Source organism: Nonomuraea sp. NPDC052265 (assembly GCF_044547985.1).
GTDB lineage: Bacteria > Actinomycetota > Actinomycetes > Streptosporangiales > Streptosporangiaceae > Nonomuraea.
In genome coordinates this window covers 109,427-135,205 of record NZ_JBIUBJ010000015.1, presented here as the reverse complement: position 1 = coordinate 135,205, position 25,779 = coordinate 109,427, and the positions used below count along the sequence as shown (strand labels likewise).

At 73.2% G+C, this 25,779-nt stretch carries 25 protein-coding genes; 10 read left to right on the top strand and 15 right to left on the bottom strand.

Translation table 11 applies throughout. From position 1 onward, the window contains the following. The first annotated feature begins 1 nt into the window (after position 1). Together ACIHAD_RS34515 and ACIHAD_RS34510 are read left to right on the top strand one after the other, a co-directional pair. Complete coding sequence (locus tag ACIHAD_RS34515; RefSeq protein WP_397358903.1) at positions 2-757, top strand: class I SAM-dependent methyltransferase; 756 nt, start codon at positions 2-4, stop codon at positions 755-757. After that, positions 744-1,898, top strand: coding sequence for an aminotransferase class I/II-fold pyridoxal phosphate-dependent enzyme (locus tag ACIHAD_RS34510; RefSeq protein WP_397358902.1), 1,155 nt, complete (start codon positions 744-746; stop codon positions 1,896-1,898). Before ACIHAD_RS34515 ends, ACIHAD_RS34510 begins: the two co-directional genes overlap by 14 nt. 47 nt (positions 1,899-1,945) lie before the next feature. Here ACIHAD_RS34510 and ACIHAD_RS34505 read toward each other — a convergent pair whose 3' ends face one another. Next, positions 1,946-3,253, bottom strand: a complete 1,308-nt coding sequence (locus ACIHAD_RS34505; RefSeq protein ID WP_397358901.1) for an MFS transporter — start codon at positions 3,251-3,253, stop codon at positions 1,946-1,948. Positions 3,254-3,300: 47 nt separating this feature from the next. On the opposite strand from ACIHAD_RS34505, the gene ACIHAD_RS34500 reads away from it, so the two are divergent. The 3 genes from ACIHAD_RS34500 (at position 3,301) to ACIHAD_RS34490 (ending at position 5,697) form a co-directional block, all read left to right on the top strand. Continuing rightward, on the top strand, positions 3,301-4,086 hold the full coding sequence (locus ACIHAD_RS34500; protein ID WP_397358900.1) for an SAM-dependent methyltransferase: 786 nt from the start codon (positions 3,301-3,303) through the stop codon (positions 4,084-4,086). A 76-nt stretch (positions 4,087-4,162) separates the two neighbouring features. Then, entirely contained in the window at positions 4,163-4,894 is a 732-nt protein-coding gene (locus ACIHAD_RS34495; RefSeq protein ID WP_397358899.1) for a trypsin-like serine peptidase, read from the top strand. A gap of 299 nt (positions 4,895-5,193) precedes the next feature. After that, positions 5,194-5,697: an RDD family protein gene (locus ACIHAD_RS34490; protein WP_397358898.1), complete on the top strand. Its 504-nt coding sequence runs from the start codon at positions 5,194-5,196 to the stop codon at positions 5,695-5,697. 37 nt (positions 5,698-5,734) lie between these two features. Here the strand turns inward: ACIHAD_RS34490 and ACIHAD_RS34485 are convergent, their stop codons facing one another. From ACIHAD_RS34485 to ACIHAD_RS34440, 10 genes are all read right to left on the bottom strand, one after another. Beyond that, complete coding sequence (locus tag ACIHAD_RS34485; protein ID WP_397358897.1) at positions 5,735-6,547, bottom strand: class I SAM-dependent methyltransferase; 813 nt, start codon at positions 6,545-6,547, stop codon at positions 5,735-5,737. Positions 6,548-6,555: 8 nt separating this feature from the next. Next, on the bottom strand, positions 6,556-7,011 hold the full coding sequence (locus ACIHAD_RS34480) for a GbsR/MarR family transcriptional regulator (protein WP_397358896.1): 456 nt from the start codon (positions 7,009-7,011) through the stop codon (positions 6,556-6,558). A 264-nt stretch (positions 7,012-7,275) separates the two neighbouring features. Next, positions 7,276-7,824 carry a GNAT family N-acetyltransferase gene (locus ACIHAD_RS34475; protein ID WP_397358894.1) on the bottom strand — a complete coding sequence of 183 codons (549 nt, stop codon included), beginning with the start codon at positions 7,822-7,824 and terminating at the stop codon, positions 7,276-7,278. Between the two features lie 55 nt (positions 7,825-7,879). After that, positions 7,880-9,169 (bottom strand): cation:proton antiporter, encoded by a 1,290-nt coding sequence (locus tag ACIHAD_RS34470; RefSeq protein WP_397358893.1) that lies wholly within the window; start codon positions 9,167-9,169, stop codon positions 7,880-7,882. Positions 9,170-9,368: 199 nt separating this feature from the next. After that, positions 9,369-10,586: a cytochrome P450 gene (locus ACIHAD_RS34465; RefSeq protein WP_397358892.1), complete on the bottom strand. Its 1,218-nt coding sequence runs from the start codon at positions 10,584-10,586 to the stop codon at positions 9,369-9,371. Positions 10,587-10,618: 32 nt separating this feature from the next. Then, positions 10,619-11,755 carry a hypothetical protein gene (locus tag ACIHAD_RS34460; protein WP_397358891.1) on the bottom strand — a complete coding sequence of 379 codons (1,137 nt, stop codon included), beginning with the start codon at positions 11,753-11,755 and terminating at the stop codon, positions 10,619-10,621. 22 nt (positions 11,756-11,777) lie between these two features. Next, a complete protein-coding gene (locus tag ACIHAD_RS34455) occupies positions 11,778-12,887 on the bottom strand; it encodes an NAD(P)/FAD-dependent oxidoreductase (RefSeq protein WP_397358890.1) in 1,110 nt (369 codons plus the stop codon). Then, the gene (locus ACIHAD_RS34450) at positions 12,884-13,894 is read right to left on the bottom strand and encodes a hypothetical protein (protein WP_397358889.1); all 1,011 of its coding nucleotides are present in this window, start codon (positions 13,892-13,894) and stop codon (positions 12,884-12,886) included. The genes ACIHAD_RS34455 and ACIHAD_RS34450 overlap by 4 nt, the downstream gene beginning before the upstream one ends. Before the next feature lie 268 nt (positions 13,895-14,162). Then, positions 14,163-15,272 carry a S1 family peptidase gene (locus tag ACIHAD_RS34445; RefSeq protein WP_397358888.1) on the bottom strand — a complete coding sequence of 370 codons (1,110 nt, stop codon included), beginning with the start codon at positions 15,270-15,272 and terminating at the stop codon, positions 14,163-14,165. Between the two features lie 187 nt (positions 15,273-15,459). Then, entirely contained in the window at positions 15,460-15,864 is a 405-nt protein-coding gene (locus ACIHAD_RS34440; protein ID WP_397358887.1) for a hypothetical protein, read from the bottom strand. Between ACIHAD_RS34440 and ACIHAD_RS34435 the strand changes: the two genes are divergently transcribed. Further along, complete coding sequence (locus ACIHAD_RS34435; protein ID WP_397358886.1) at positions 15,863-16,318, top strand: VOC family protein; 456 nt, start codon at positions 15,863-15,865, stop codon at positions 16,316-16,318. The genes ACIHAD_RS34440 and ACIHAD_RS34435 overlap by 2 nt on opposite strands. Before the next feature lie 8 nt (positions 16,319-16,326). On the opposite strand, the gene ACIHAD_RS34430 is transcribed toward ACIHAD_RS34435, so the two are convergent. After that, positions 16,327-16,917 carry a helix-turn-helix domain-containing protein gene (locus ACIHAD_RS34430; protein ID WP_397358885.1) on the bottom strand — a complete coding sequence of 197 codons (591 nt, stop codon included), beginning with the start codon at positions 16,915-16,917 and terminating at the stop codon, positions 16,327-16,329. A 90-nt stretch (positions 16,918-17,007) separates the two neighbouring features. Here ACIHAD_RS34430 and ACIHAD_RS34425 point away from each other — a divergent pair, with 90 nt between their 5' ends. Next, complete coding sequence (locus ACIHAD_RS34425) at positions 17,008-18,582, top strand: FAD-dependent oxidoreductase (protein ID WP_397358884.1); 1,575 nt, start codon at positions 17,008-17,010, stop codon at positions 18,580-18,582. Positions 18,583-18,591: 9 nt separating this feature from the next. Here ACIHAD_RS34425 and ACIHAD_RS34420 read toward each other — a convergent pair whose 3' ends face one another. Both ACIHAD_RS34420 and ACIHAD_RS34415 read right to left on the bottom strand, forming a co-directional pair. Next, entirely contained in the window at positions 18,592-19,293 is a 702-nt protein-coding gene (locus tag ACIHAD_RS34420) for an HAD family hydrolase (RefSeq protein WP_397358883.1), read from the bottom strand. Between the two features lie 38 nt (positions 19,294-19,331). Beyond that, positions 19,332-19,490, bottom strand: a complete 159-nt coding sequence (locus tag ACIHAD_RS34415) for a hypothetical protein (protein WP_397358882.1) — start codon at positions 19,488-19,490, stop codon at positions 19,332-19,334. Positions 19,491-19,552: 62 nt separating this feature from the next. Between ACIHAD_RS34415 and ACIHAD_RS34410 the strand changes: the two genes are divergently transcribed. Beyond that, the gene (locus tag ACIHAD_RS34410) at positions 19,553-19,819 is read left to right on the top strand and encodes a hypothetical protein (protein WP_397358881.1); all 267 of its coding nucleotides are present in this window, start codon (positions 19,553-19,555) and stop codon (positions 19,817-19,819) included. On the opposite strand, the gene ACIHAD_RS34405 is transcribed toward ACIHAD_RS34410, so the two are convergent. Continuing rightward, positions 19,812-22,769: a S8 family serine peptidase gene (locus ACIHAD_RS34405; RefSeq protein ID WP_397358880.1), complete on the bottom strand. Its 2,958-nt coding sequence runs from the start codon at positions 22,767-22,769 to the stop codon at positions 19,812-19,814. The genes ACIHAD_RS34410 and ACIHAD_RS34405 overlap by 8 nt on opposite strands. Before the next feature lie 152 nt (positions 22,770-22,921). On the opposite strand from ACIHAD_RS34405, the gene ACIHAD_RS34400 reads away from it, so the two are divergent. Together ACIHAD_RS34400 and ACIHAD_RS34395 are read left to right on the top strand one after the other, a co-directional pair. After that, entirely contained in the window at positions 22,922-23,920 is a 999-nt protein-coding gene (locus ACIHAD_RS34400) for a hypothetical protein (protein ID WP_397358879.1), read from the top strand. 126 nt (positions 23,921-24,046) lie between these two features. Then, positions 24,047-25,498: a serine/threonine-protein kinase gene (locus ACIHAD_RS34395; protein ID WP_397358878.1), complete on the top strand. Its 1,452-nt coding sequence runs from the start codon at positions 24,047-24,049 to the stop codon at positions 25,496-25,498. Positions 25,499-25,779 lie beyond the last annotated feature (281 nt).

The following is a 25,779-nucleotide window of genomic DNA, read 5'->3' as shown; positions in this document are numbered from 1 at the left end:
CATGGAATACGGATCCGACCACGCCGAGTACTACGACCGCGTCTTCCGCAGCCGCGGCAAGAGCTTCGAGGGTGAGGCCCGGGAGCTGGCCGACATCGTCAAGGGCCGGTCGCCCCAGGCGTCCTCGCTGCTGGACGTGGCCTGCGGCACCGGCGCCCACCTGGAGACGTTCGTCAAGATCTTCGACCGCGTCGAAGGGGTCGAGCTGTCGCCGGACATGCGGGAGGTGGCCGCCCGGCGGCTGCCCGGCGTGCCGCTGCACGCCGGCGACATGCGCGACTTCGACCTCGGACGCACCTTCGACGCCGTGACCTGCATGGGCAACGCCGTCGGCGAGCTGGGCTCCTACGACGAGCTGGTGGAGGCCGTCGGCCGCATGGCGGCCCACCTGGCGCCCGGCGGCGTCCTGGTCGTCGAGCCCTGGTACTTCCCGGAGAACTTCCTCGACGGGCACGTCGGCGGCCACACGCTGGTGGAGGAGGGGCTCGTCATCTCCCGCATGACGCACTCGCGCAGGGAGGGCGACAAGAGCCGGCTGGAGGTGCGCTTCAGGGTCGCCGACGCCTCGGGGTTCAAGGAGTTCGCCGAGGTCCTCTACTCCAGCCTGTTCACCTGCGACCAGTACCTGGAGGCGTTCGCCAAGGCGGGCTGCCGGGCCGAGTTCCGGCCCGCGTTCAAGCTGGCCGACGGCCGGCCCAACAGTCCCGGGCTGTTCGTCGGCGTGCGCGAGGAGGGGGCCGGCGATGGCCTTCGGTGACCCGCTCGTCGTCGGCCGGCCGAACGCGGGGGAGCGGGCGCGCCTGCTGGAACGGCTCGGCGGCGTGCTCGACCGGCTCTGGCTGACCAACAACGGGCCGCTGGTGCGCGAGTTCGAGGCGCGCCTGGCCGACCTGACCGGCGCCCGGCACGCCGTGGCCACCTGCAACGCCACCACCGGCATCCAGATCGCGGCCAGGGCCGCCGGGCTGCGGCCGGGCGACGAGGTGATCGTCCCCTCCTTCACGTGGGTGGCCACCGCCCACGCGCTGGAGTGGATCGGCATCGTCCCGGTCTTCTGCGACTCCGACGAGATCACCGGCAACGCCGACCCCGACCACGTCGAACGCCTGATCGGCCCGAGGACCCGCGGCATCCTCGGCGTGCACGTCTTCGGCTACCCCTGCGACGTCGACGCGCTGACCCGCCTGGCCCGCGCGCACGGGCTCGTCCTGCTGTTCGACGCGGCCCACGCGCTCGGCTGCACCTACCGGGGCAGACCGATCGGGACGTCCGGGGACGCCGAGATCTTCAGCTTCCACGCCACCAAGTTCGTCAACAGCGTCGAGGGCGGCGCGATCGTCACCGACGACGACGAGCTGGCCGCGCGGGTCAGGGAGCTGCGCAACCAGGGCATCGACGCGTCCGGGCACATCTCCGGGGCCGGCACGGTGGCCCGGATGAGCGAGTTCCACGCGGCCATGGGGCTGACCTCGCTGGAGGCCATCGACACCGTCGTCGAGGCCAACCGGCGCAACCAGCGGGTCTACGAGGAACAGCTCGCCGGGCTGCCGGGCGTCGTGGTGCGCGGCCAGGCGCCCGGCGAGCGGGCCAACTTCCAGTACCTGGTCATCGAGGTGGACGAGGCCGTCGCCGGCGTCTCGCGGGACGCGGTGCTGGAGGCGCTGCTCGTGGAGAACGTGCACGCGCGCCGGTACTTCTCGCCCATCTGCCACCAGGTCGAGCCGTACCGGTCGGACCCGGCCCGGCACTTCCCGCTGCCCTTGCCGCGCGCCGAGGGGCTGGCCGCCCGCGTCCTGTCCCTGCCGACCGGGCCCACGGTGGACGCGGGCCACATCGCCGGCATCTGCCGCGTCGTCCGGGAGACCGTGCACGCGGCCGAGCGCCGGCTCGTCGCCTGAACCAGCGACGAGGGCGCCTCCTTCGCGGGGGGCGCCCTCGTCTCCGGTCAGGCCGTGCGCTCCTGCGCGAGGTCCGGGGTGGTCTCCGGGTGGGCGGTGACGCGGCGGCGTACGGCCAGGCCGAACAGGGCGACCAGCAGGCCGCACGCGCCCGACAGCGCGAAGGGCGCGGCGGGACGCCACAGGTCGTAGAGCCAGCCGCCGACGCCGGAGATGACGAAGATCCCGATCGCGCCGCAGAGCGTCTGGACGCCGAAGCTGGACCCCCGGTAGCGGGCCGGCACCTGCTGGGCCAGCAGCGGGCCCGCCGTGGTGATGACGCCGATCTCGCCCAGCCCGATGGCCGCCGCCACCAGCATCATCCCCGGCCCGAGCGGGTCGCCGACCAGCAGCGTCGACAGGTACGCGGCCGCCGCCAGCGCCTGGGCCAGGATCACCACGTCCTGCCGGCGCATCCGGTCGCCGAGCCAGCCGAACAGCGGCGCGCCCACCACGATCACCATGTACGCGATGCCGACGATCGCGCCGCTCTTGGCCAGGGCCTCGGTGGCGGACATGCCGCGCACGGCCTTGGCGTGGTCCACGATCCACAACGACAGGAAGCTCGCCACCAGCGCCAGGTCGGCCCTGGCCACGAAGGACGCCGCGTACGACAACGCCACGCCGGGGTCGCGGGCCAGCCGCACGCCCTCGCCGACCAGCCGCGCCAGCCCGACGCGCTGCTCGACCGGCGCGGCCGGGCCGGACGCGAGCGTGCCGCGCAGGGCCAGCGCGCCCAGCAGGACCAGGCCGGCGACCACCAGGAAGCCCACCCGGGCCGCCGTGGACGGGTCCATGCCGCCGTTCTCCAGCATGTTCGGCAGGCGGACCAGCACCAGCACCGCGATCACCGCGCCGATGCCGCTGAACAGGCCGAGCCAGCCGTAGGCCTTGCCGCGCGCGTGGTCGCGCACGTAGTCGGCGGTGATCGCGGACATGGTGACGTTCAGGGCGGCGATCCCGAGGGCGAACAGGACCCGCAGCGCGACCAGGACGGCGACGTTCCCCGCGAACGGGTAGAGCGCCGCGCCGGCCGCGCACAGCAGCAGCCCCGCCACGGCGACCGGCCGCCGGCCGATGCGGTCGGCGAGCGCGCCGTACCAGACCAGGCTCAGGATGAGCGCCGCCTCGGCGGCGATCTGCAGGTAGCCGGTCGTCCGGCCGAGCTCGTCGCCGGACAGCCCCAGCGCGTCGGTGAGCAGGTACGGCTGGGCGGCCGGCAGGAACGTGATGACCGCCGTGCCCAGGAGGCCGAGCCCCATGCATGCCCAGAGGTTGGTCCTGCTGATGCCCGTCGAGGCGTCGAGACCTAACATGGCAGAGATCATCCCAACGTCAGCCCTAGATCGTCTAGGTTTGGGGCATGATGAGTGACCGAGTCCCGCCGGGCGTCAGCGCCGCGGTGCCCAACGTGGCGCGGATGTACGACTACTACCTCGGCGGGAAGGACAACTTCGCGTCCGACCGGGACGCCGCGGAGAAGGTGCTGTCGATCATCCCCGAGATCAGGGGCGATGCGCGCAACAGCCGGGCCTTCCTGCAGCGCGCCGTACGCCACCTGCGGCAGGAGGGCGTCGACCAGTTCCTCGACATCGGGTCGGGGCTGCCGACCGCCGGCCACGTCCACGAGGTGATCGAGGACGCGAAGATCGTCTACGTAGACAACGACTCGGTCGTGCTGACCCACTCGCGCGCCCTGCTCGGCCGTTCGCCCGACGTCACCGTCCAGGAGGGCGACCTGCGGCGGCCGGAGGCCGTCATGGAGCGGGCGGCCGAGGTACTGGACTTCTCCCGGCCGATCGCGCTGCTCGTGGTGTCGCTGCTGCACTTCGTCACCGACGACGAGGACCCGGTGGGCATCGTCCACCGCTACCGCGACCTGCTGCCGGCGGGCAGCCACATCGTCCTGACGCACGTCGCCCCGGACACCATGCCGACCAAGGCCGACGACGTCAGCGCCGTCTACCGCAACGCGACCTCGCCGTTCACGGCCCGCAGGCGGTCGGTGTTCGCCTCCCTCCTGGACGGCTTCGACCTCCTGGAGCCGGGCATCGTCAACACCCGCGAGTGGCGTCCCGACCCGGACACCGACCCGTCCCCGATCGACGGCGACTACCACCTGTGCGCGGTGGGCCGCAAGCGATCCTGACTCCCGCGAGGCTTCCGTCCCCCACAACTCCGTTTCGAACATGTGATCTAAAAGCCGTGGGCTTCCGCCGTCGGTCGTGCTTACGATCGACGGCCGGACCCACTGGTGCAGCGGCACCTCGGTGCAGTCGAACTACCGCAACCTCGTCGCCACCGCGGGCCACTGCGTGCTCGACATCGAGGCCCCGGCCGGCGCGCTCGGCAAGTGGGTCTTCGTCCCGGCGTACTCCGACGGCGCCACCCCCTTCGGCCTGTACGTCGGCAAACAGGGCATCTCCCACTACGACTTCGACGACATCCGCGACTTCGACCGGGACTACGCCTTCGCCACGGTCCACAGCGGCGTCGTCCTGTCCGCCCCGGACGTGCTGACCCACGTCGGCCGCCTGGGCGACCAGGTCAGCGGACTGGGGTTGGCGGTCAACCAGCCGCTGTCGCCCGCGGTCGACGTCTTCGGCTACCCCGCCGGGGTCCACCCCGACGGCACCGGCCCGTACACGGGGCAGACCCTCGAACTCTCGACCGGGCCGGCGTTCGCCGTGCGCACCGCCGGGCTGCCCGCCGACCGGCCCGTCGGCGTGGACTCGCCGTTCACGGGCGAGGGCTCGCTGGGGTCGGCGTGGGTGAGCGGGTACGACGGTGAGACCCGCACCGGCTACCTGACCGGCCTCACGATCAGCGTCGCCGACACCGACGGCGACGAAAGGTACGACACCGGCATCTCCCCGTACTTCGACAGCGCGCTGTTCCAGGTCTACCGGGACGCGGCCAACCGCTGGACCGGCGCCATCACCTCCATCTCCGGCTGATCCGCCCATCCCGGCAGGGGCGGTTGTGGCGCACGTCACGACCGCCCCCTGTCACGTCCCGCCCGCGCGATCCGGTCACCGGGGCATCGATCCCGCGGGCGCCGGCCGGCACACCGAGTGCCGGGCCCTGTGGGCTCGCGGCCCGGCCACCCCCGTGGACGTCCTCGGCCTGCGTCCCGCTGCCGGGGCGGGGCGGGGCTCGTGGCCGCGGCGTGCGAGGATCGGGCTCCCTTTGCAGGTGCTGTGGTGACTGGAGGCGACGCGTGCTGAACGAGCGGGAGACGACGCGAGGTGCCCGGGTGGGGTTACGTCCGAGGCTGGTGGCGGCGGGCCGGGACTACCTGGTGATCGTCGCGTGGCTGGTCCTGCTGGCCGTGGTGTTCGTCCCGCTGCGCCTGGCGGGGGTGGGGGTGTTCGACGGGCTCGGCACGGTGGGCACCGATGTGCTGATCACCGCGCTGAGCGTGCTGCCCGTGGTGGCGTACCTGACCATGGGCGAGGCGGGGCGGCGTCAGGCCACGTGGGGCAAGCGGCGAGCAGGGCTCGTCGTGGTCCTGGCCGGTGGCGGGCGGCCCGGTACGGCGCGGATCGTGGCGCGCGGCCTGGTCAAGCTGCTTCCGTGGCAGTGCGCTCACATGGCGGTGTCCCGGCTGGTCCGCGACCAGGAGCCGGCCGTCGCCATGCCCCTTCTGATCGCGGCGTACGCCCTGGCGGGCGCCTCGATCGCGCTGGTGCTGGTACGCCGCGACCGGGCCGCCCTGCACGACCTCGTGACGGCCACCCGGGTCGTGCCCTCGCCCTGACGCCTGCCCTCCGGAGGCGGCCGAGGGAGGCCGCCGGTCAGAACCGGTAGCGGAGGATGCGCACGCCCTGCCGCGACAGGGCCGTGCTGCGGGCGGTGAGCCGGGTGAGCGCGCGAAGCGGCTGCGGGAACAGGGCGACCTCCGGCGCGCGGGTGAGGATCTGTTCCTCGGCCAGGTCGAGACCGGCGCCCCAGGACTCCGGCTCGCGGGGGGCGTCGAAGCCCTGGGCCGCCTTGATGCCGAGCACCCTGATGGTCGGGTGGTACTTCATGGCCCAGGCGGCGAAGCGGGTGTAGCCGTTGATCGCGAGCTCGCCCGAGGGGAGGTGGCGGGTCAGCCCGCGGGTCATCGCCTGGAAGGAGTCGCCGGGCATGAAGGGCAGCAGCCCCTCGGCGACGATCATCGCCGGCCGGTCGCCGGGGACGGCCGCGAGCCAGCCGGACGAGGTGAGATCGGCTCCCACCAGGTGCGAGCCGCCGGGCAGGCACTCGGACCGCAGGTCCACCACTTCGGGGAAGTCGACGTCGTACCAGTCGACGCCCGGCGGGGGATCGCAGCGCGACATCCTGGTGTCCAGGCCGCAGCCCAGGTCGATCACCACGCATCCGGGATGGCCGGCGACGAAGGCGCGGACGGCGTCGTCGAGCTTCTTCGCGCGCAGTGCGGTGGTGGCGACCAGGTCGGGCTTGACCTTCAGCCTGCCGAAGTCGTAGTCGATGCGGGCGGCCAGGTCGGCGGAGAGCTCGTCGCCCAGGATCGGGCGGGGCAGCCCGGCGTCCAGGGCCCTGGCGTGGAGGGTGAGCAGCAGCGTTTCCTGGATCAGCCCGAGTTCGGGTCGTAGGCGGTGCACGGGTTGTCCTAACGGCGTGGCGGACGACGGGCCGCGAGGTCCTGCAGCCACGTCAGGGAGTCGTGGGCGGCCTTGATGCGCTCGGCGCGGTGCCCCTCGCCGCCGACGAGGCCGAGCCCTTCGTCGGCGATCTCGCCGAAGGCGCTCAGGCTGTCGAGCTTGCGCTGGATGACCTTCTGCCAGGCGTCGTCCTCGATGCGGTAGTAGGAGGTGCGGTCGGCGGGCCTGCGTGTCTTCTTGACCAGGCCGATGGCGGTGAGGAAGCGCATGTTCGAGGTGAGCGAGGCCCGGCTGGCCCGGATCGCCTCGGCGATCTGACCGGCGGACTGCTCGGCGGGGTCGCAGATCATGAGCCAGCCGAGGATGCGTCCGGTGATGGGGGGCAGTCCCCACTCCTCGACGCAGAAGGCGGTCACCCGCTCCACCCATCGAAGCAACCGGTCGCTCTGTTCCTCGGTGCTCATCGTCACCCGTCCTTCGTCGTCGATCGTGTGCCGGCAGCCGGGTCCTGCGCGTGAGCCAAGTTGCTAGTTGTTTCAACCGTGACTGAAATGACTGGCAATGTCAAGGGCGGGGCTTGCCGTGGAGACGGCCGCGCGCGGCCCCGGAGTGAGTGTCCCCGTCGGCGCGGGGGAGTGGTGGGGCCGAGGCAGCAGCCGAACCCCGACGGCGAGGCGCCTCAGGCGGGCGCCGCTCGGGCGGGATCACTCCGAGCGGCCTCGGGTGGTTCACACCTCCGGCAGGGAGGGATCGGGCGTCCAGGGGGTGGGTGCGGTGATGGACCAGCGTTCGTGGTCGCGCCAGGCGCCGTCGATGTAGAGGTAGGCGGGCGACAGCCCCTCGTGACGGAAGCCCAGACGCCGGGCCAGGGCCAGGGACGCCTTGTTCGCCGGCTGGATGTTGGCCTCCAGACGGTGCAGCCGCAGGTCGGTGAAGGCGTGCTGGAGGGCGAGGGTGAGCCCGTCCGTCATGTAGCCCTGCCCCGCGGAGGGGGCGAAGGCCGCGTAGCCGAGGGACGCGCCCTGGTAGCGACCCCGGATGATCGAGTTGATGTTGACCGTGCCGGCGGCGGCGCCGGTCTCCCGGACGCGGATCAGGAAGCCCAGGTTCAGGCCGTCGTCGAAGCGGTGCATCCAGGTCTGGAACTGCTCCGCGGTCGAGGGCAGCTGCATCCACGGCTGGTGCAGCTCGGCGCTGGCCCGTACCAGCGAGCAGAATTCGTCCTGGTCGGAGCGGGTGAGCGGGCGCAGTTCGACCCGAGGTGGCATTTCGGACATGGGGCAACACTAGGGCCTGTCATCGGAAGCGGCCCGCCCGAGCGGCCGGGAACGGTCAGGCGGAGGTGTTGCTGCCCGTGGTGGTCCAGGCCCGGTGGGCCGTCTCGCGGATCTCCTCGTCGGCGGTCTGCTCCACCCGGGCCATCGCCACGCGCAGGATGGGCGGGGTCATCAGCGAGGTGACGATCGCGACCAGCACCACCAGCGTGTACGCCTCGACGCTGAGGATGCCCAGCCGCAGGCCGACCATGGCGACCACGACCTCGATCACGCCGCGCGCGTTGAGCCCGGCGCCCAGGGCCAGGGCCTCCCAGCGGTTGAGCCTGCTCAGCCGGGCGCCGGCGTACGCGCCGACGAACTTGCCGACGATCGCGACGGTCAGCACCGCGAGCCCGGCCAGCAGCACCGGCGGGCGGGTCAGCGCGGTCAGGTCCATCCGCAGGCCGGCGGTGGCGAAGAAGACGGGAGCGAAGCCGTACAGCGTGACCGTGCGCAGCGGCGCCAGCCGGGCCGGGTCCACGCGGCCCGCGCTGCCGATGAGCATGCCCATCACGAACGCGCCGAAGACCGACTCCAGGCCCAGCGCGTGCGTCCCGGCCGAGGCCAGGACGAGGAGCACGATCGCCGTCCCGACCGTCGGGCCCGCCTCGGGCGACCTGGCCGCCAGCCGCATCGCGCCGCGCACCAGCGGACGCCCGACCGTCAGGGCCAGCACGACGATGACCGCGAGGTAGGCCAGCGAGGTGAGCACGGTGCCCGTGGTGACCGCGTTGACGGCCATGGCGCTGACGATCGAGAGCATGAACCAGCCGAACGCGTCGTCGATCATCCCCGCGGTGAGGGTGAGCTGGCCGATGTTGCGATGCAGCAGCCGCATGTCCATCAGCGTCTTGGCCAGCACGGGAATCGCGCTCACGCACATCGCCACGCCCATGAACAGCGCGAACACCGTCATGTCGGTGCCGTCGGGGACGATGGTCCTGGGCAGCAGGAACCCGGTCGCGATGCCGAGCCCGAGCGGGATGATCAGGCCGCCCGCGCTGACCCCGGCCGCGGTGGCCGCCCGCCGGCGCACCAGGTTCAGGTCCATGTGGATGCCGGTCAGCCCGACCAGCAGCAGCACGCCGATCTGCCCGACGGCGTCCAGGAGGTGGAACTGGCCCGGGTCGGCGGGGAAGAGCCAGCGCTGGAGGTCCGGCGCGACGTGCGCCAGGATCGAGGGCCCGAGCACGACGCCGGCGAACAGCTCGCCCACCACGGCGGGCAGCCGGAACCGGGCCGCCAGCGACCCGAGTCCCAGGGCGAGCGCGAGCATCAACGCGATCTGCAGCAGAAACACGAGCATGCTGTGCGCGCCTATGGGGGCAATGGGCGTCTGCATGAATATCCCCTGGAGGTCGATCCGGTTCCCGAGCCTGGATATTCAGCTAAAAACACCCGGCGTAGCCGCCGCAATGGACCCGTTCGGATGCGGCACTCTCTGAGAAACCGGCCCTCGAAGCTGCGCACGCTCGGATAAGCCGGACGGCCCGTACGGGACGGGCTCAGCCGGTGGCGCGCGGGCCGAGCAGCACCGGCAGGGCTCGCACGCCGTTGTCCAGCAGGGAGGTCAGCCGGGGCAGGTCGTCGAGCGGCCCGGCGGCCCGCATGCCGGGGAACGTCGCGAACAGGGCCGGCAGCGCGACCTCGGCCTGCAGCCGGGCCAGCGGCGCGCCCAGGCAGAAGTGCGGCCCGTGCCCGAACGCGAGATGCGGCACGGGCGGCCTGGTCACGTCGAAGTCGGCGGCGTTCTCGCCGAACCGCCCGGGGTCGCGCCCGGCGGCGGAGAAGCAGGCGAGCACCGCCTCGCCCGTCCGCAGCCGGACGCCTTCGATCTCCAGGTCCTCCATGGCGTAGCGCATCGGGAAGTAGGCGTTGGGCGACTCCCAGCGCAGCGCCTCCTCCACGGCCGCGCTCCACGGCACGGCCCCCGAGCGCAGCAGCTCAAGCTGCTCGGGCCGGCCCAGCAGGGCGCGCACGGCGTGCGCGATCAGGTTGATCGTGGTCACGTGTCCGGCGATCAGCAGCACCTGCACGGTGTCGCGCAGCTCCGCGTCGTCCAGCCGCCCCTGCTCGTGCAGCGCGATCAGCTCGCTCGTCAGGTCCTCGCCGGGCGTGCCGCGCCGCAGCTCGATGATCTCGCCGACCAGCTCGAACAGCGCCCTGCGCCCCTGCGGGCTGTCCGGCGGGCACCGGTCGAGCTGCACCACCTGGTCGGTGAGCGCGCGCAGGCGCTCGCGGTGGGAGTCGGGCACGCCCAGCATCTCGACGATGACGCGCAGCGGCAGCGGGTAGGCGTACTCGGCCCGCAGGTCGACCGGCTCGCCCGGCGGCCTGGCGGCCAGGTCCGCCAGCAGGTCGCCGACGATGGAGGTGATCCACGGCTCCATCCGCTGCACCTGGCGGGCGCTGAACAGTTTGACCAGCGGGCCGCGCAGCCGCCGGTGCTCCTCGCCGTCGGCGTTGAGCATGGACGCGTCGGTGACGAGCCGCATCAGCGAGGTGTCCTGGGGGGCCTCGGCACGCGCCTCGGGGTCCCAGTACCGGATGTCGCGCGTCATCGCCGGGTGCGACAGCACCGCCTCCAGCGTCGCGTGGCTGGTGGCGGCCCAGGCCCGCACCCCCTCGACCCGTACGGGGACGAGCGGCCCTGCCCGGCGCAGCCGCTCGTCGCTCTCGTGCAGGTCGAGGGTGGCCGGGTCGAGAACGAACTCGGGATCCATGGTCATCCTGTCTGTCTTGTACGGTCTGACGGTCATCGGCTCGCCGTCGCCCCGCTGAAGCGGCGGGGCAGGACCATGACCGGGTTGTCGTCGAGGATCACGTCCGGCGGCCCGAAGCGCTCGGCCACCCGGCGGATCTCGGGGTCGTCGAGCAGCAGGAGCCGGCCGTCGAGGACGAGCGGCTCGTCGTCGGCGTACAGGGTGGGCCGGTCGACCTGGCAGTCGCAGTGGGCGAAGCCGGGCGCGGTGGTGACGGGCACCCCGTCGGTGAGCGCGTCGAGCCCGCAGTAGAACGCGCCGGCGTGCTTCTCCCGCTCGAACTGGGTGCCGCCCGCCACCCGCACCTTCGGGTTCAGCCCGATCAGCGCGTGCCGCAGGTAGTAGCCGCCGGGGGAGAAGCGGCGCAGCCGGTCGGCGGCCGTCCCGCCCTCGATCTTCTGCACCACGTTGCCGGCCAGGATGACGCTCAGCGGCTCCTCGGGCACGCCGGTCACCGTGCAGTCCTCGACGACGAGCACACCCTCGGTGTCGGCGGGCCAGAAGTTGACGCCCCCGTACGGGAAGGGCCGCCACTGGCCGGGGCCCGGCGGCTCGGCGTCCGGCATGAGGGTCAGCCCGGACAGCGTGAGGTCGGTGCCCGCCGTCGAGGTGACCCGGATCTTCGTGGCCGCGCCCAGCTTCTCCAGCGTGCGGTGGGCCAGGGCGTAGAAGACCTCGTTGGGCAGGCGGGCGCCGGTGAGCAGCGCGCCCGCCGTGGCGCTCATGTGCAGGGACGCGAACCTGACCGGCAGCGCCGCGATCTCGTCGAAGAACAGCGGCGCGGTATGCACCTCGCCCCACCAGGTGCAGGCGATGACCACGTCGGACGCCCCGACGGCGGCCCGCTCGACGTGGTGCCCGGCCCCGCTGTCCCATCCGCCGGGGCTGAACGGCGCCACCGACAGGATGTGCACGTCGGCGTCGCGGTAGGCGGCCGCGGCCGCGATGGCCTGGACGACGACCGGGTCGACGGTGTGCTCGGCCAGCACCAGCACCCGCTCGCCCGGCGCCACCCGCAGGTAGTGCACCAGGTTGCGGGCGCCGGGCATGAGCTCGACGATCGAGTACGGCGCGGCCGTCGGCTCGGCCGCGTAGCCGAAGGGCGAAGTGGCGTACGGATTCGTGGTCATCGTGGTCTCCCCCCAGCGCGGTTCAGCGTGAGCGGCGCCGCGCGCCGGCCGACAACGCGGCCGGGTCGAAGCCGAACGCGTCCGCCGGGTCGTGGCCCAGGTACAGGTCGCGGACCAGTTCCCCGGCCGCGGGGGCGTTGCACAGCCCGTGGCCGGAGAACCCGGTCGCGTACAGGAACGCCGGCGAACCGGGCAGCCGGCCGATGAAGGCCGACCGGTCGGGGCTGGCGTCCCTGGGGCCGCGCACCGCCGTCTCCAGCCCGGACAGGTCCAGGCCGGGGTAGGTGGTGGCGAGCTGCGACCTGGCCCTGACGAACCAGGCGTCCCGGTCGGTGCCGGGGTTGCCCATGCCGATCAGGATCCGGTCGTCGCGCCGGCGGATCAGCAGCCCGCTGGCGGCGTGCAGGGTGACCGGCATGTCAGGTATCTCGGGCAGTGGCCCGGTGGTGAGCAGTTCCTGCACCGCCGGACCGGTCAGCGGCAGGTCCACGCCCGCCGCCGACGCGATCCACCCCGACCAGGCCCCGGCCGCGCACACGATCGCCTGCGCGGTGAGCGTGCCGTCCGCGGTCTCGACCCGCCCGGTGGCCGGGTCGACGGCGGTGACCGGGCAGCCGGTGCGCAGCGTGGCCCCCGCCCGCGCCGCCCCCTCCGCGTACGCCTGCACGATGGCGGACGTGTCGCTCACGAACGCCTGCGGCGACCACGCGGCCGCCAGCAGCGACGGCTCCTCGACCAGCGGGTTGAGCCGCCGGGCCTCCTCCGGGCCGATCAGCGACACGTCCACGCCGGCGGCCCGCTGCGCGGGCAGCTCGGCCTCGAACCTGTTCACCTGCTCCCGTTCGGTGAACAGCACGAGATAGCCCACCTGCCGCATCGGCAGCGCGGCGCCGGGCCAGCTCGGGAACGACTGGTAGGCCGACAGGCTGCGCACCGCCATGGCCGAGCTGACCGGGTCGCCGGAGAAGTAGGCGCGCAGCACGTCCGCGGTGGCCCGCGAGGCGCCGGAGGCCAGCCCGTCGCGTTCCAGGACGACGGTCTCGATCCCGGCCTCGGCCAGGTGGGCCGCGATCGACAGCCCGATCACCCCGCCCCCGATGACCACCACCTCGGCCTGGTCGGCCTGGCTCATGCCGGGGCCACCGTCCCGCCCTCGAAGGGGGCCAGCAGCGAGCCGGTGACCGGGGCCACCGAACCGTCCGCGCGCAGGTGCTCGTCCACCTGCCACGGGAAGAGCTGGAGGTTCCAGGCGCCCAGGCAGTTGACGTACAGGGCCATGTGGCTCATGAGCGCGACGAAGTCCTCGCGGTCCTGGAGCTGGTCGGCGACCTCCAGCGCGCGCTCGGTGAACTGGTGCAGCTTGTTCAGCCCGCAGTAGCCGAGGAACTCGGCCGGGGTGGCGGCCATGATGCGCGCCATCTGCTGCAGGAACTCCAGCGGGAGCTGCTGCTGCTGGGCGGCCCTGACCAGGCCGGAGTAGCAGCAGTAGCCGAGCGGGCGGGTCTCGCCGTTGACGAACAGCATCGTGGTCAGGGTGGTGCCGAAGCTGCCCGCGCCCGAGGCGATCCGGCCCTCGTGCAGGTCGACGAGCTCCTGGGGCGGGTCGAGCCAGATGCGCTCGATCTCGTCGTGCAGCTCGGCGAGGAGCCGGTCGGCCTCGGTGTGCTGGGCCGTCGGGCGCCGCAGCTGGTGGCCGCCGCCGTCGCCGGCCCTGCGCACCTCGACGATCACGGGCTCGCCGCCGGAGTACACCGACTGCCACACCGCCTGCCCGGCTTCGGCGAGCGCGTCGAGGTCCTCCTCGCGGACGGTGCCGATGGGCGTGGCGGGCATCGGCTCGCTCAGCGGGCCGTACTTGATGCCGAGGTGCTGGAGGCGGGAGCAGAACACCGAGCCGTCCGGCGCGATCCGCCGGTCGATCTTGTGGACGCCCGGGACGTGCAGCAACTCGGGCATCGGGGCCAGGTGGTAGAGGTGGTGGCCCGCCACGAGGGCGTGGCCTTGCAGGCTGCGGTAGGGCAGGGTGTGCCACAACGCGTCGGCTAGGTCGCGGTTGCGTCCGTCGAGGTCTGCTGTGACCGATACGCCGATGGTGGGCCAGAGAATTTCGATCTGCCGCTCAGTGGCCGATTTGTTCATAACGCGGACAGTAACACAGCCGTTACGATTCGTAATCGAGGGGGTCGAACGTCACCCGGAGGGGGAGTTGTCCGGGGAGAAGGCGCCGTGGGCGGTCGTCGCGCGCGCCGGCGGAGGAAGTTTGGCGCCCCAGTCGTTTCCGACTGGGGCGATGCCAACATTAGGGCGTTTTGTCTGGTTTGTACAGGTTCTTTACGTGAACATGCGGGCCGCGCCTGGACGCGACCCGCACGAGAGATTCGTCATACCCGCGTCGCGGGCGGGACGATCAGAAGATGTTCACCCCATAGGCGCTCAGCGCCTCGGTGACCGGTTGGAAGAAGGTCGTGCCGCCGCTGGAGCAGTTGCCGCTGCCGCCGGAGGTCAGGCCGAGCGCGATGCCGCCGGAGAACAGCGCGCCGCCGCTGTCGCCGCCCTCGGCGCAGACGTTCGTCTTGATCATCTGGCGTACGGTGCCCTCGGCGTAGTTCACGGTGGCGTTGAGCGCCGTCACCGAGCCGCTGTGCACGTGCGTCGTGCTGCCGCTGCGCTGCACGGACTGGCCGACGTAGGCGTTGCCCGCGCTGGTGATGTCACGCGAGCCGCTGTAGAGGTCCACGCCGCCCGGGTGGGCGATGCTGGTGTTGGTGTAGCGGACGATCGCGTAGTCGTTGCCCGGGAAGCTGGAGCCCGTCGTGTTGCCCAGGGTCGTGGTGTGCCCGGAGTTGGAGTACCACGTGGAGGCGATGTTGCCGCAGTGGCCGGCGGTCAGGAAGTAGTACGTCGAGCCGCTGACCACGTTGAAGCCCAGCGAGCACCGGTACTGGCCGCCGTAGATCGCGTCGCCGCCCTGGATGAAGAGGCTGAACGTGCCGGGCTCGTTCTCCACGCGTACGGCGGGCGTGGCCGCCTCGGCGCTCTGGCCCTGCGCGGCGGCCGCCTGGGTGTTGGCCTGCTGGACCGCGATCTGGACCTTGGTGCGCGCGCTGCCGGCGACGGTGCTGTCCACCCAGACGACGACCTGGTTGCCGGCCGGGTCGACGGCCCACGCGGTGCCGGGGACGGCGGCCGTGCGGTCGAGGAAGGACATGATGGCCTCTAGCGCGGGGCCGCTGCGGGACACGACACGCGGCACGGCGCCCGAGGCGGCGATGGCCGGGGCGTCGGCGGGATCGGTGGTGGTGACCACCATCTTGCCCTGTGCCTGGTCGAAGTAGGAGCCGGCGGTGCGGGCGCCGAGCTGCCCCTCCATCCTGGCCGCGGCGGCGGCCGGGTCGGCGGCGGGCTGGGCCGGCGCGGGCGATGCCTGGGCGGGTACGCCCGTGAACGCGCCGGTGAGAAGTCCGGCGGTGGCGACGATCAGTGCGGCGCGCCGGATCCGTAAGCCATGGATGCTCACTGGAGCCTCCTGAGGTGGGGTGACTTGCCCGCAAATATGAACAAAATCCGTAAGGAGGGCAAGAGGCTGTCATACTGATTTTTTGACCGCCAGTAAGAGATCAGAGAAGGATCGTCACCGCCCCCGGCAGGTCACTGACCTGGCCTGACGCCTCCGCTGAAGAAGATCGCACCGGCCCGAGCAGGACTCATGAAAAGTTCGATTCGGCATTTTCGGCGATGTCAGGAAAGATGTTTACGCCCTGTAAGAACGTCGCGGCGAAGACGTCCTGGCCCAGCGCGGCGACGGCGGACGCGGTGATCCTCTCGACGCCGCCGCGAACCGCGTCGATCGCCGCCGCCGCCGGCGGCCCCGCCCCGGACCGGGCGGAGACGGAGGCCGCGCCGGACGCCCTGGACGAGATCGCCGCCCGGGTGCGGGCGCCCGGCCGCCCGGCGAGCCGGGGCTGCCCTGCGAAGGCCCGCTCGACCGCGTCTGCGACGCCGTCAAGGGGCTGTGCGACGCCCTGGCCGACAAACGCCTGTGACGGAATTTCCCGGTCCGGACGCGGGTTGCCCGGGGTGATCGTCCGTACCCGATGAGGAGAACCCATGAACGACCACCCCGACGCCCCGGCCGTCCGACAGCTCCGGCTGGTCGTCGAGGCGGAGGACTACGAGGCGGCGCTGACCTTCTACCGCGATGTGCTCGGCCTGCCCGAGGAGGCCGCCTACTCCTCCGGCGACGGCGCCCGCGTGGCCATCCTCGACGCGGGCCGGGCCACGCTGGAGATCGCGAACCCGGCCCAGAAGAGGATGATCGACGACGTGGAGGTGGGGCGGCAGGTGGCGCCGAGGCTCCGGGTCGCGTTCGAGGTGGACGACTCCCGCGAGACCACCGCCCGCCTGGTGTCGGCCGGCGCGGCCGAGGTCGCCCCGCCCACGCTCACACCCTGGCAGTCGCTCAACTCCCGCCTCGACGCGCCCGCCGGGCTGCACATCACCGTCTTCCAGGAGCTCGCCACCACCGAGGAGCGCGAGAAGCTGGACGGCTTCGGCACCTCCTGACCGGCGGCTCACCCGGTGGTGGGGCGGGCGCGAACGTGCAGGCGCTCGCCCTGGCTGCCGAACAGCGCGAGCACCTCCGTGGGATCGGGGCCGGGGTTGGCGAACGCGTGCGGCACGCGGGTGTCGAACTCGGCCACCTCGCCCGCCGTCAGCACCACGTCGTGCTCGCCGAGCAGCAGGCGCAGCCGGCCCGACAGCACGTACAGCCATTCGTAGCCCTCGTGGGCGCGCTGCTCGTACTCGCCGTGGGGCCAGCCCGGCGGGTAGATCTGCTTGTACGCCTGGATCCCGCCCGGACGCCGGCTCAGCGGGATGTACGTCATGCCGTGCCGCGACATCGGCCGCAGGTGCACCCGCGGATCGCCGGTCGGCGGCGCGTCGATCAGCTCGTCCAGCGGCACCTGATGGGCGCGCGCCAGCAACAGCAGCAGCTCCAGCGTGGGCCTGCGCCCGCCCGACTCCAGCCGCGACAGCGTGCTGACCGAGATCCCCGTGGCCTCGGCGAGCTGGGCCAGCGTCACGCCCCGCCGCTGCCGCAACGCCCGCAGCCGCGGCCCCACCGCCTCCAGGACCCGGTCGAGATCCGGTGTCTCCTCCATGCGCCCAGCTTGCCATTTCGGCAACGACATTTGTCAACCTCGTCGCGCGGGACGCACAGTGTGCCATCGGCACGTCTCTGGAGGAACACGATGGACGAGAAGTACGACGTGGTGGTCGTCGGCGGCGGGGCCGCCGGGCTGAGCGGAGCCCTGACCCTGGGCCGGGCCCGCCGCAGGGTGCTGGTGATCGACGAGGGCCGGCCGCGCAACGCCCCGGCCGGCGGCGTGCACACCTACCTGGGCCGGGAGGGCACCCCGCCGCTCGATCTGCTCGCCACCGGCCGCGACGAGGTGACCGGGTACGGCGGCGAGCTCGTCACCGGCACCGCCGTGTCGGCCGAACGCCTGGACGCCGGCGGTTTCCGCGTGCGGCTGGCCGACGGGTCCGCGGTCGCGGCGGACCGGCTGCTGGTCACCACGGGCCTGGTGGACGAGCTGCCCGACCTGCCCGGCGTGGCCGAGCGGTGGGGCCGGGAGGTGCTGCACTGCCCGTACTGCCACGGGTGGGAGGTGCGCGACCAGCCGATCGGCGTGCTGGCCGCCGGCTCGATCGCCGCGCACCAGGCGCTGCTGTGGCGGCAGTGGAGCGCCGAGGTGACCCTCTTCACGCACACCGCCCCGCCGCTCGGCGAGGAGGACCTGGCCAGGCTGGCCGCGCGCGGCGTCACCGTCGTCGAGGGGCGCATCGCCGGCCTGTCGCCGGAGGAGGGCCCGCTCACCGGCGTCACCGTGGAGAACGGCGACGTCGTCCCGTGCCGGGCCTTCGTCGTCGCCCCGCGCTTCGTCGCCCGTTCGGCCCTGCTCGCCGGGCTCGGCGTCGAGACGGCCGAGCAGCTCATGAACGGGCACGTCATGGGCACCCACGTGCCCGCCGACCCGACCGGCGCGACCGGCGTCCCCGGCGTGTGGGTGGCCGGGAACGTGGCCAACCTGGGCGAGAACGTCATCGGAGCCGCCGCGGCGGGCGTCAGGGCGGCGGCGGCGATCAACGCCGACCTGATCGAGGAGGAGGCCCGCCGCGCCCTGGCGGCCCACGCGGGTGCGCCGGTCTCCGGCGAGCGGTTCTGGGACGACCGCTACGGGCAGTCCGAGCGGATCTGGAGCGGCGCCCCCAACGCGCGCCTGGTCGAGGAGATCGCGGACGCCGAACCCGGCACCGCGCTGGAGCTGGGCTGCGGCGAGGGCGCCGACGCCGTGTGGCTCGCCCGCCGCGGCTGGCGGGTCACCGCCGCCGACATCTCCGGCGTGGCCCTGGCCCGCGCCGCCGCCCACGCCGCGGACGAGGGCGTGGCCGAGCTCATCGACTGGCAGCGCCACGACCTGGTCGAGTCCTTCCCCGAGGGCGAGTACGACCTGGTCGCCGCGAGTTACCTGCACTCGCCCGCCGAGCTGTCGCGCGAGAAGGTCCTGCGCGCCGCCGCCGCGGCCGTCGCGCCCGGCGGCCAGCTCCTGGTGATCGGGCACGCCGGCCCCCCGCCGTGGGAGCCCGACGCCCACCCCGGCGTCCACCTGCCGACGCCGTACCAGGTGCTCGACGTGCTGGAGCTCGCCGAGGGGGAGTGGGAGGTGCTGCGGGCCGAGGAGTTCGAACGCGTCCAGACCGCTCCCGGCGGTGCGCCGGCCGTCCGGACCGACAACGTGCTGAGGGTGCGGCGGCTGCGCTGACCGGCGTGGTCAGCCAGACGCCGGGAGGCGCCGGTCGAGGGCCGTCGTCAGCGGGCCGCGCGCGGCCTCCTCCAGCAGGGGGACGGTGACGGCGAGGTCGGAGAAGGCGTCGATGAAGGCGTCGACGGGGTGCGGGGCGAAGTCGGCGGGCTCGCGCAGCCCGCTCTGCATGCAGGCCACGAACCGCAGGCCGGCGCCGGTGGCCGCCTGGGCGTCGGTGGGGGAGTCGCCCACGTAGAGGCATTCGCCGGGGGCCAGGCCGGTGGCGGCCAGCAACTCGTCGAAGGCGCGCGGGTCGGGCTTGCCGAAGCGCGTGTTGTCGGCGTGGTAGACGGCCGTGATCCGGCCGTCGAGCACGTGGCCGGGCGCCATCAGGTGTTCCATCTCGGCCTCGGTGCGCGAGGTCAGCAGCATGACCGCGCGCCCGGCCGCGTTGAGCTCGTCGATCGCGCGCAGGTTCTCCCCGGGGACGACGTCGACCAGCCCGGCCGCCACGTACTCGCGCAGCACGGCGTGGTGCAGGGGGAGGTAGGCGGCCAGGTCGAGGCCGGGCGAGCGCCGCGGCATCGCGTCGTGCAGCGGCCGGCCCCAGGTCGCCACGTGCACCGCCCTGGACATGGGCCCGCGGCCGAGGCGCGACAGGACCTCGTTCTCCAGCTCGAAGCACGCCGCCTCGGTGAGGCACAACGTGTCGTCGACATCAACCACCACGGCACGGATCACAGGCCACACCATAACCGGTGGCCGCGTCAGGAGCCGACGGCGGCGGCGCGCAACGCGCCCGCGAGGTGCGCGAGCGGCGCCCGCGTCCGCGGCGAACTGCTCGACGTGGCCGACGCCGAGCTCGCCGGCCTGCTGCGCGAGCGGCACGGCGGCGTGGACGTCGTCGTCGTCAGCTCGCTGGGCACGCTGAACCACCTGGCCCCCGTCCTGCACGACCGCTTCGACGGGGCTGGCCGGCCTGGAGGAGGTGGACGCGCGGGTGGCCGCCTGGCGCGACGCGGTCAAGGACGGCAGCGCCCGCGCCCAGGCCCGGCCGGGGTTCGTCTGCCCGGGAATGATCAACACTCCGACGTCCGGCCTCTGGTGGGACGTCAGCGGCGCCCCTTCGCCGGAGCAGGCCGCCGTCCCCCTGCTGGATCTGGCCCTCGGCCCGGTGGACCCCGGCCACTACGGGGAACTCGTCCGGTTCGGACGGGTCCTCCCGTGGCGGCCGGAGCGGCGGGCGGCTAGTTGATCGTGACGATCGTCCCGGCGCCGTTGGGGTACTCGACGTAGCCGGTGTTGACCCGCGGCGTCGCCCCCGTCCAGGACGCGGTCAGCGTGACCGGCGTGCCGACGCTCGCCTTCGGCTTGGCCGGCGTGACGGTGAGCGCGCCGCGCGCGTGGCCCGTCTCCACGATGTCGGCCTGGGTGGTGAACGCCGTGGACGTGGTCCCCGGCAGGTCCCCGAGGGAGAGCACGAGCAGGATGTGCCGGCCGGGCCGGGGACGGGACAGCACCAAGCGGTGGTCGCCGTCCGGGGCGGACACCCACGACTCGAACTCGCGCCCGCCCTTGCCTTCGTAGAGGAGCACGCCACCCACCTGGGCCTCCGGGTTCACCGCCTTGATACGGAACGCGGCGGCCTTGGCGCCCTCGGGCACCGTGATGGCGATCTCGCGGCCCCAGATCTCGTCCTGGCTGACCGTGCCCGGCGTCTCCGCTCCCGAGACCGGCCCGTACGGGGTGACCTGGAACTTCCGCAGCGCCGGCGTCACCTCGAAGGAGAGCGAACCGGCCGCGCCCGTGCCCCGCACCTCGGCGGGCGCCCTGGCGCCCAGCGGCGTGGCCACGACCGCGCTGCGCACGCTGGTGCCCGCGCCGGTCCAGGTGAGGTGCCCGCTCACGGTGTCCCCGGTGGCCTCGGGCAGCGTCTCCAGCGTGACGGTGAACTCCTTGGCCTGACCGGCCTCCTTGAACACCAGCGTGGACGGCTTGACCTTCGCCCGGAACCCGGGCAGCTCGATCGAGGCGTGGTAGACGCCCGGCGTGAGCGCCGTCACCCGGCGGGTGACCGTACGGGAGCCGAACAGCTCGCTCACCGAGATCGTCGGGTAGTTCAGGTCGGAGGCGGCCAGCGGCCTGACGCCGGTGCCGGTGGCGACCCCGAGGCCCTCCAGGAACCCGTACCAGTCCGCGGCCCCGGCGTCGTAGACCAGGCCGGGGGTGAACATGCGGGACGGGTCCACGTGACCGGCGCCCTGGGCGAAGACGTCCGGGGTCTTGGTGTCGTACGCGGTGGTCATCATGGCCGACTTGATCGCCATCGGCGACATCTGCGGATGCCGGCCGAGGTAGAGGGCGGCCAGGCCGGCGATGTGCGGGGTGGCCATCGAGGTGCCGGAGTAGAAGTCGAAGTCCTTGCCGTCGTTGCCCGGAGGCGCCACGGCGGCCAGGATCGCCGCGCCGGGGGCGGTGATGTCCGGCTTGAGCAGGTCACCCTTGGCGGACAGGGCGGGGCCGCGCGAGGAGAAGCTGGTGACCTCGGGATAGGCCACGCCGTCGGCGGGGGCCGGGAGCAGGGTGGCGGTCGCGCCCGGCGTGGCCGCGTACGCCGCGATCTTCTCGGCGTCGGGCGCGTCCACGTGCACGGTCGGCACGGCGTGCAGGTCGGCGTCGGTGGACTGGGCGGTCGGGTTGCCGAGCACCATGCCCACGCCGCCGGCCCGCCTGACCTCGGCCGACTTCTCCACGCGGAGGGTCGTCCCGCGCGCGCAGTAGACGATCTTCCCGGCGGCCTTGGCCGGGTCGAGCGAGCCGGCCGCGCACACCTCGGCGTCGGCGTCGGCGGCCTGGCCGGCCTTCACCGACACGGCGGTGACCAGCGGCTTGGGGCCGACCGGTGCGACGACCGTGGTGCTGGTGCCGCGGTAGGCGGCGCCGTCGCCGAGCCGGACCTCGCCCTGGCGGGGCGCGATCGTGCCGGCGGCGACGGTCGTCGTCCAGGGCGCGGTGTTGTCCAGCGTGGAGGCGTCGGGGCCGGAGTTGCCGCCCGCGGTCGAGACGAAGACGCCGGCCTGGGCGGCGGCGAGGAAGGCGAGCTGGATCGGGTCGCCCGCGGCCGACTCCGACATCTCGTTGCCGATCGAGTAGTTGAGCACGTCCACGCCGTCGGCCACCGCCTGGTCGATGGCCGCGATGAGGTCGGAGCTGTAGCCGCCGGTCGTGCCGCCGTTCTTGCCCTGCCACAGGGCCTTGTAGACGGAGATCGCCGCGCCGGGCGCGACGCCGGAGACCGCGCCGAAGTCGATGCCGTTGGCGGCGGCCGGGACGCCGTTGTTCCCCGCCGCGGTTCCGGCGGTGTGCGAGCCGTGGCCCTGGGCGTCGCGCGGGGACGCGAAGTCGTCGCGCTGCTCCGGCGGGTTGTACCGCAGCCACTGCTCGCCGAAGTAGCGGGCGCTGATCAGCTTGCCGTTGCACAGGTCGGCGGTGAAGCGCTCGCCGGTCTGGCACACGCCGGTGAACGTGGAGCCGTCGGCCTTCTTCATGACCGTGGCCCCGTCCTTGAGGTAGGGCCGGTACGGGTCGGCGTCGGCGGGCGGTTCCGTGCCGAGGGCCGGGCCCGCGAAGGACGGGTTCTCCGGCCAGATGCCGGTGTCGACGACGCCGACGACCACGCCCTTGCCCGCCTTGCCCGTGCCGCCGAGCCGGGCCCACAGGCCGCGGTCGCCGGACAGGCCGAGGAAGTCGGTGGAGTCGCGGTCGTCCAGGGCCTTGTGCAGGACGTCCGGGGTGACCGACAGCACGCCCCGGGTGGCGTGCAGCCGCAGGGCCTGGGCGGGGGTGAGGTCGGCGGTGAAGCTGTTGGAGGCCACCACGTGGTGGGCGGTGGCGGACGCGCCGACACTGCGGGCCACCTCGTCCTGCCGGCCGGTCAGCCGGTCACGGTAGCGCTTGGCGTGGGCGCTGGTGGTGTCGACCTTCCTGCCCTTGCCGCCCTTGGTGGGCGCGATGCCGGTCACGCCGCCGTCATAGGTGGCCAGAGGCGACTCGGTCAGGGTGACGACGTAGGGGGACGGGCCGGGGGAGGGGGCGGCGGGCGGGGTGGAGGCCGCCGCGGGGCGGGCCACTGCCGGGACGGCGGCGGTGACCGCCAGCGCGGCGGCCAGCGCCAGGACGCGGTGAACGCGGGTGTTGCGGGACATTGCTCCTCAAGGGGGACGAGCCTGGTCACCCGTCCGGGGAGGATCACCGGAGGGCCGCCTTGGAGTCAAGCGGCCGGTGGAGAGCGGTGTCGAGATATAGTGCTGACATTTTCGGCCATGTGACCAAAAACGACATTTTCGGAAGGTGCTTCTTGGGGGACGGGTCAGTACTCGGCGCGGTCGGGCTCTCGGACTTCGACGAGCGGCTGTACCGGCTGCTGCTGCGCCGGCCCGGTCTGCGCACGGCCGAGGCCGCCGCCGCGCTGGAGGTCCGCCCCGCCCGGCTGCGCCCCGCGCTGGCCCGCCTGGCCGACGCCGGGTTGCTGCGCCGTACCGGACCCGGCCGCTACGACGCCGTGCCCCCGGAGGCGGCGATCGAGTGGCTGCTGGACCGCCGGCGGCTGGAGACCGAGGCGCGGCTCGCGGCGGTCAGGACGGTCGTGTCGGACTTCACCCAGCTCTACCACTCCGGCCGGATGGGCTCCGGGCCCGCCGGCGTCGTGGAGGTCCTGGCCGGGGAGGAGGCCGTCAAGCGGATGATCACCGAGCTCCAGCGCACGGTCGCGATGGAACTGCTCGGCTTCGACCGTCCCCCGTACGTGGGACGCCCCGACGACTCCCACGACACCAACGAGTCCGAGCTGGACGGCACCCGGCAACTGCTGGCGCGCGGCGTGGACATCCGCGTCGTGTACTGCGCCGAGTCCCTGGACCGGCCCGGCCGCCTGGAGACCCTGATCCGGCTGGCCGAGGAGGGCGAGCGGTCCCGGTTCGTCGCCCACCTGCCGTTCAAGCTGCGCATCGCCGACCGCAGGATCGGCCTGTTCCCGCTGGTGGACGGGGTCTACGACAACATCGCCCTGCTGCACCCCTCCCGGCTGCTGGACGCGCTGGTCGAGCTGTTCGACGTCTACTGGGAGCGCGGCCGGCCGCTGGCCGGACTGCCGAAGGCGGCGCAGGAACGCCCGGCGGAGGCGGACCTGCTCGTCCTGCGCCTGCTCAACGCCGGGCTCAAGGACGAGGCCATCGGCCGCCACCTCGGCGTCAGCGCCAGGACGGCCACCCGCAAGATCGCCGCCGTGGTGGAGAGCCTCGGCGTGAGCAGCCGCTTCCAGGCGGGCGCGGAGGCGGCCGCCCGCGGCTGGCTCTGACCCCGTACCGGCGCACTTCGGTCGATCTTCGCTTACTGTGCATCTCGGGGGGTGCGCTGCGGGAGAATGTCCTAGCCGCGCACCGGTGCACGGCCTACGGGGAAATCACGGAGGATGACGTCGAGGATGAGTGCTCAGACGCAGGAGCATCTCGGCCCTTACCGGGTGATCAGGAAGATCGGCGAGGGCGGCATGGGGGTCGCCCACCTCGGTCTCGACGGCGCGGGGCGCCAGGTCGCGATCAAGGTGCTGCATCCGCACGTCGCCGCCGACCTCAAGGCGCGCGACCGCCTGGTGCGCGAGGTGGAGACCATGCGCCGGGTGCGCAGCCGGTACGTCGCCGAGGTCGTCGACGCCGAGTTCGACGCGGACAGGCCCTACGTCGTGACGCGCTTCGCCGACGGCCGCACGCTTGAGCAGACCGTCCTGACCGACGGCCCGCTGGGGGCCCGCGCGGTCGTCCAGCTCGCGCGGGGGCTGTGCCAGGCGCTGGTCGACATCCACGCGGCGGGCGTGATCCACCGCGACCTCAAACCGGCCAACGTCATGCTGGTCGGCGGCGAGCCGCTGGTCATCGACTTCGGCATCGCCCACCTGGTCGACGCGGCCCGGCTCACGCAGTCCGGCATGTTCGTCGGCACGCCCGGCTACCTGGCGCCGGAGATCATCCGGGCCTCGCAGGTCACCCCCGCGGCCGACGTGCACGCGCTGGCCTCGACGGTGTTCTTCGCCGCCACGGGGCTGCCGCCGTTCGGCACCGGGTCGTTCGAGGCCGTCTGCTTCAACACCATGGAGGGACGGGCCCGGCTCGACGAGGCGCCCGCGTGGCTGCGCGGCTGGCTGGCCGGCGCGCTGCGCGTCGACCCGGCGGCCCGGCCCGGCGCCCGGGAACTGCTGCGGCAGGCCGGCGCGCTCGACCCGGGCGACCGTCCGCTCATGGCCGAACGGCCCGCCGCGAGCACGCTGACCATGGACGTCGTCTCCGCCCTGCTCCCGCCGGTCGAGTACGCGCCGCGCGGCCACGAGCAGCCGCCGCCCCCCGCCCCCACCGTCCACGCGGACCGGCCGGAGGAACGCCCCCGGCGTCCCGCCGAGCCCCCGGCGCCCGCCGAACCCTTCGACCTGCGGCGGTTCGTGACCAGCAGCGGGTTCGTCGGCGTGCTGGCGCTGGTGACGCTGTCGGCCTCGACCGTCGTCACCCCGGTCGTCGGCGGCCTGCTGGCGGTGGCGCTGTCGCTGGCGTTGCGCGCCACCGACCACTTCCTCACCGAGGAGCGGCCGGCGCCGGCCCGCGCCGCGCTCGTGGCCATGGGCAACCTGCTCCTGTCGCTGGCCTGCGGCCTGGGCGTGGCCGGCCTGCTGGAGGCGGCCGGGTCGAGCACCAGCCACGCCGAGGCCCTGGCCGCCGGCGGGTTCACGCTGGGGCTGTTCGTGCTGCCCGGCGCGGGTCCGGTGCGGCGCAGGGCCGCGCGCGTGCTGGCCCGTCTCCTGCCCGGCCGCAGCGCGACCGTGGTGACGGTGGCCGTCATGGGGCCGATCGCGCTGCTGGCGACGATCGCGGCGCTGCTCCAGGGCTGACCGGCTCAGCCGGCCGCCGGCGATCCACACCTCGCACCCGGCCGCGCGCACCCGCAGCAGCTCGTCTGCATTGAAGATCATTCGGGGTGGCGTACGGCTCAACGCGGTGCTCGAACAGCAGCCGGGGAAGCGGCGTGTGCATGAGAAGACCCCCTACCGGTGGTTACGCGGAGAGGTGCCGCGTCCCCCCGTTCCTGACATCGTCGTAAATCTGCTGGTCCACGCCTTGGGCCAGCCCATTTTCCTTCGACATGGTGTGGCCCGCACCGGCGCAGCCCTCC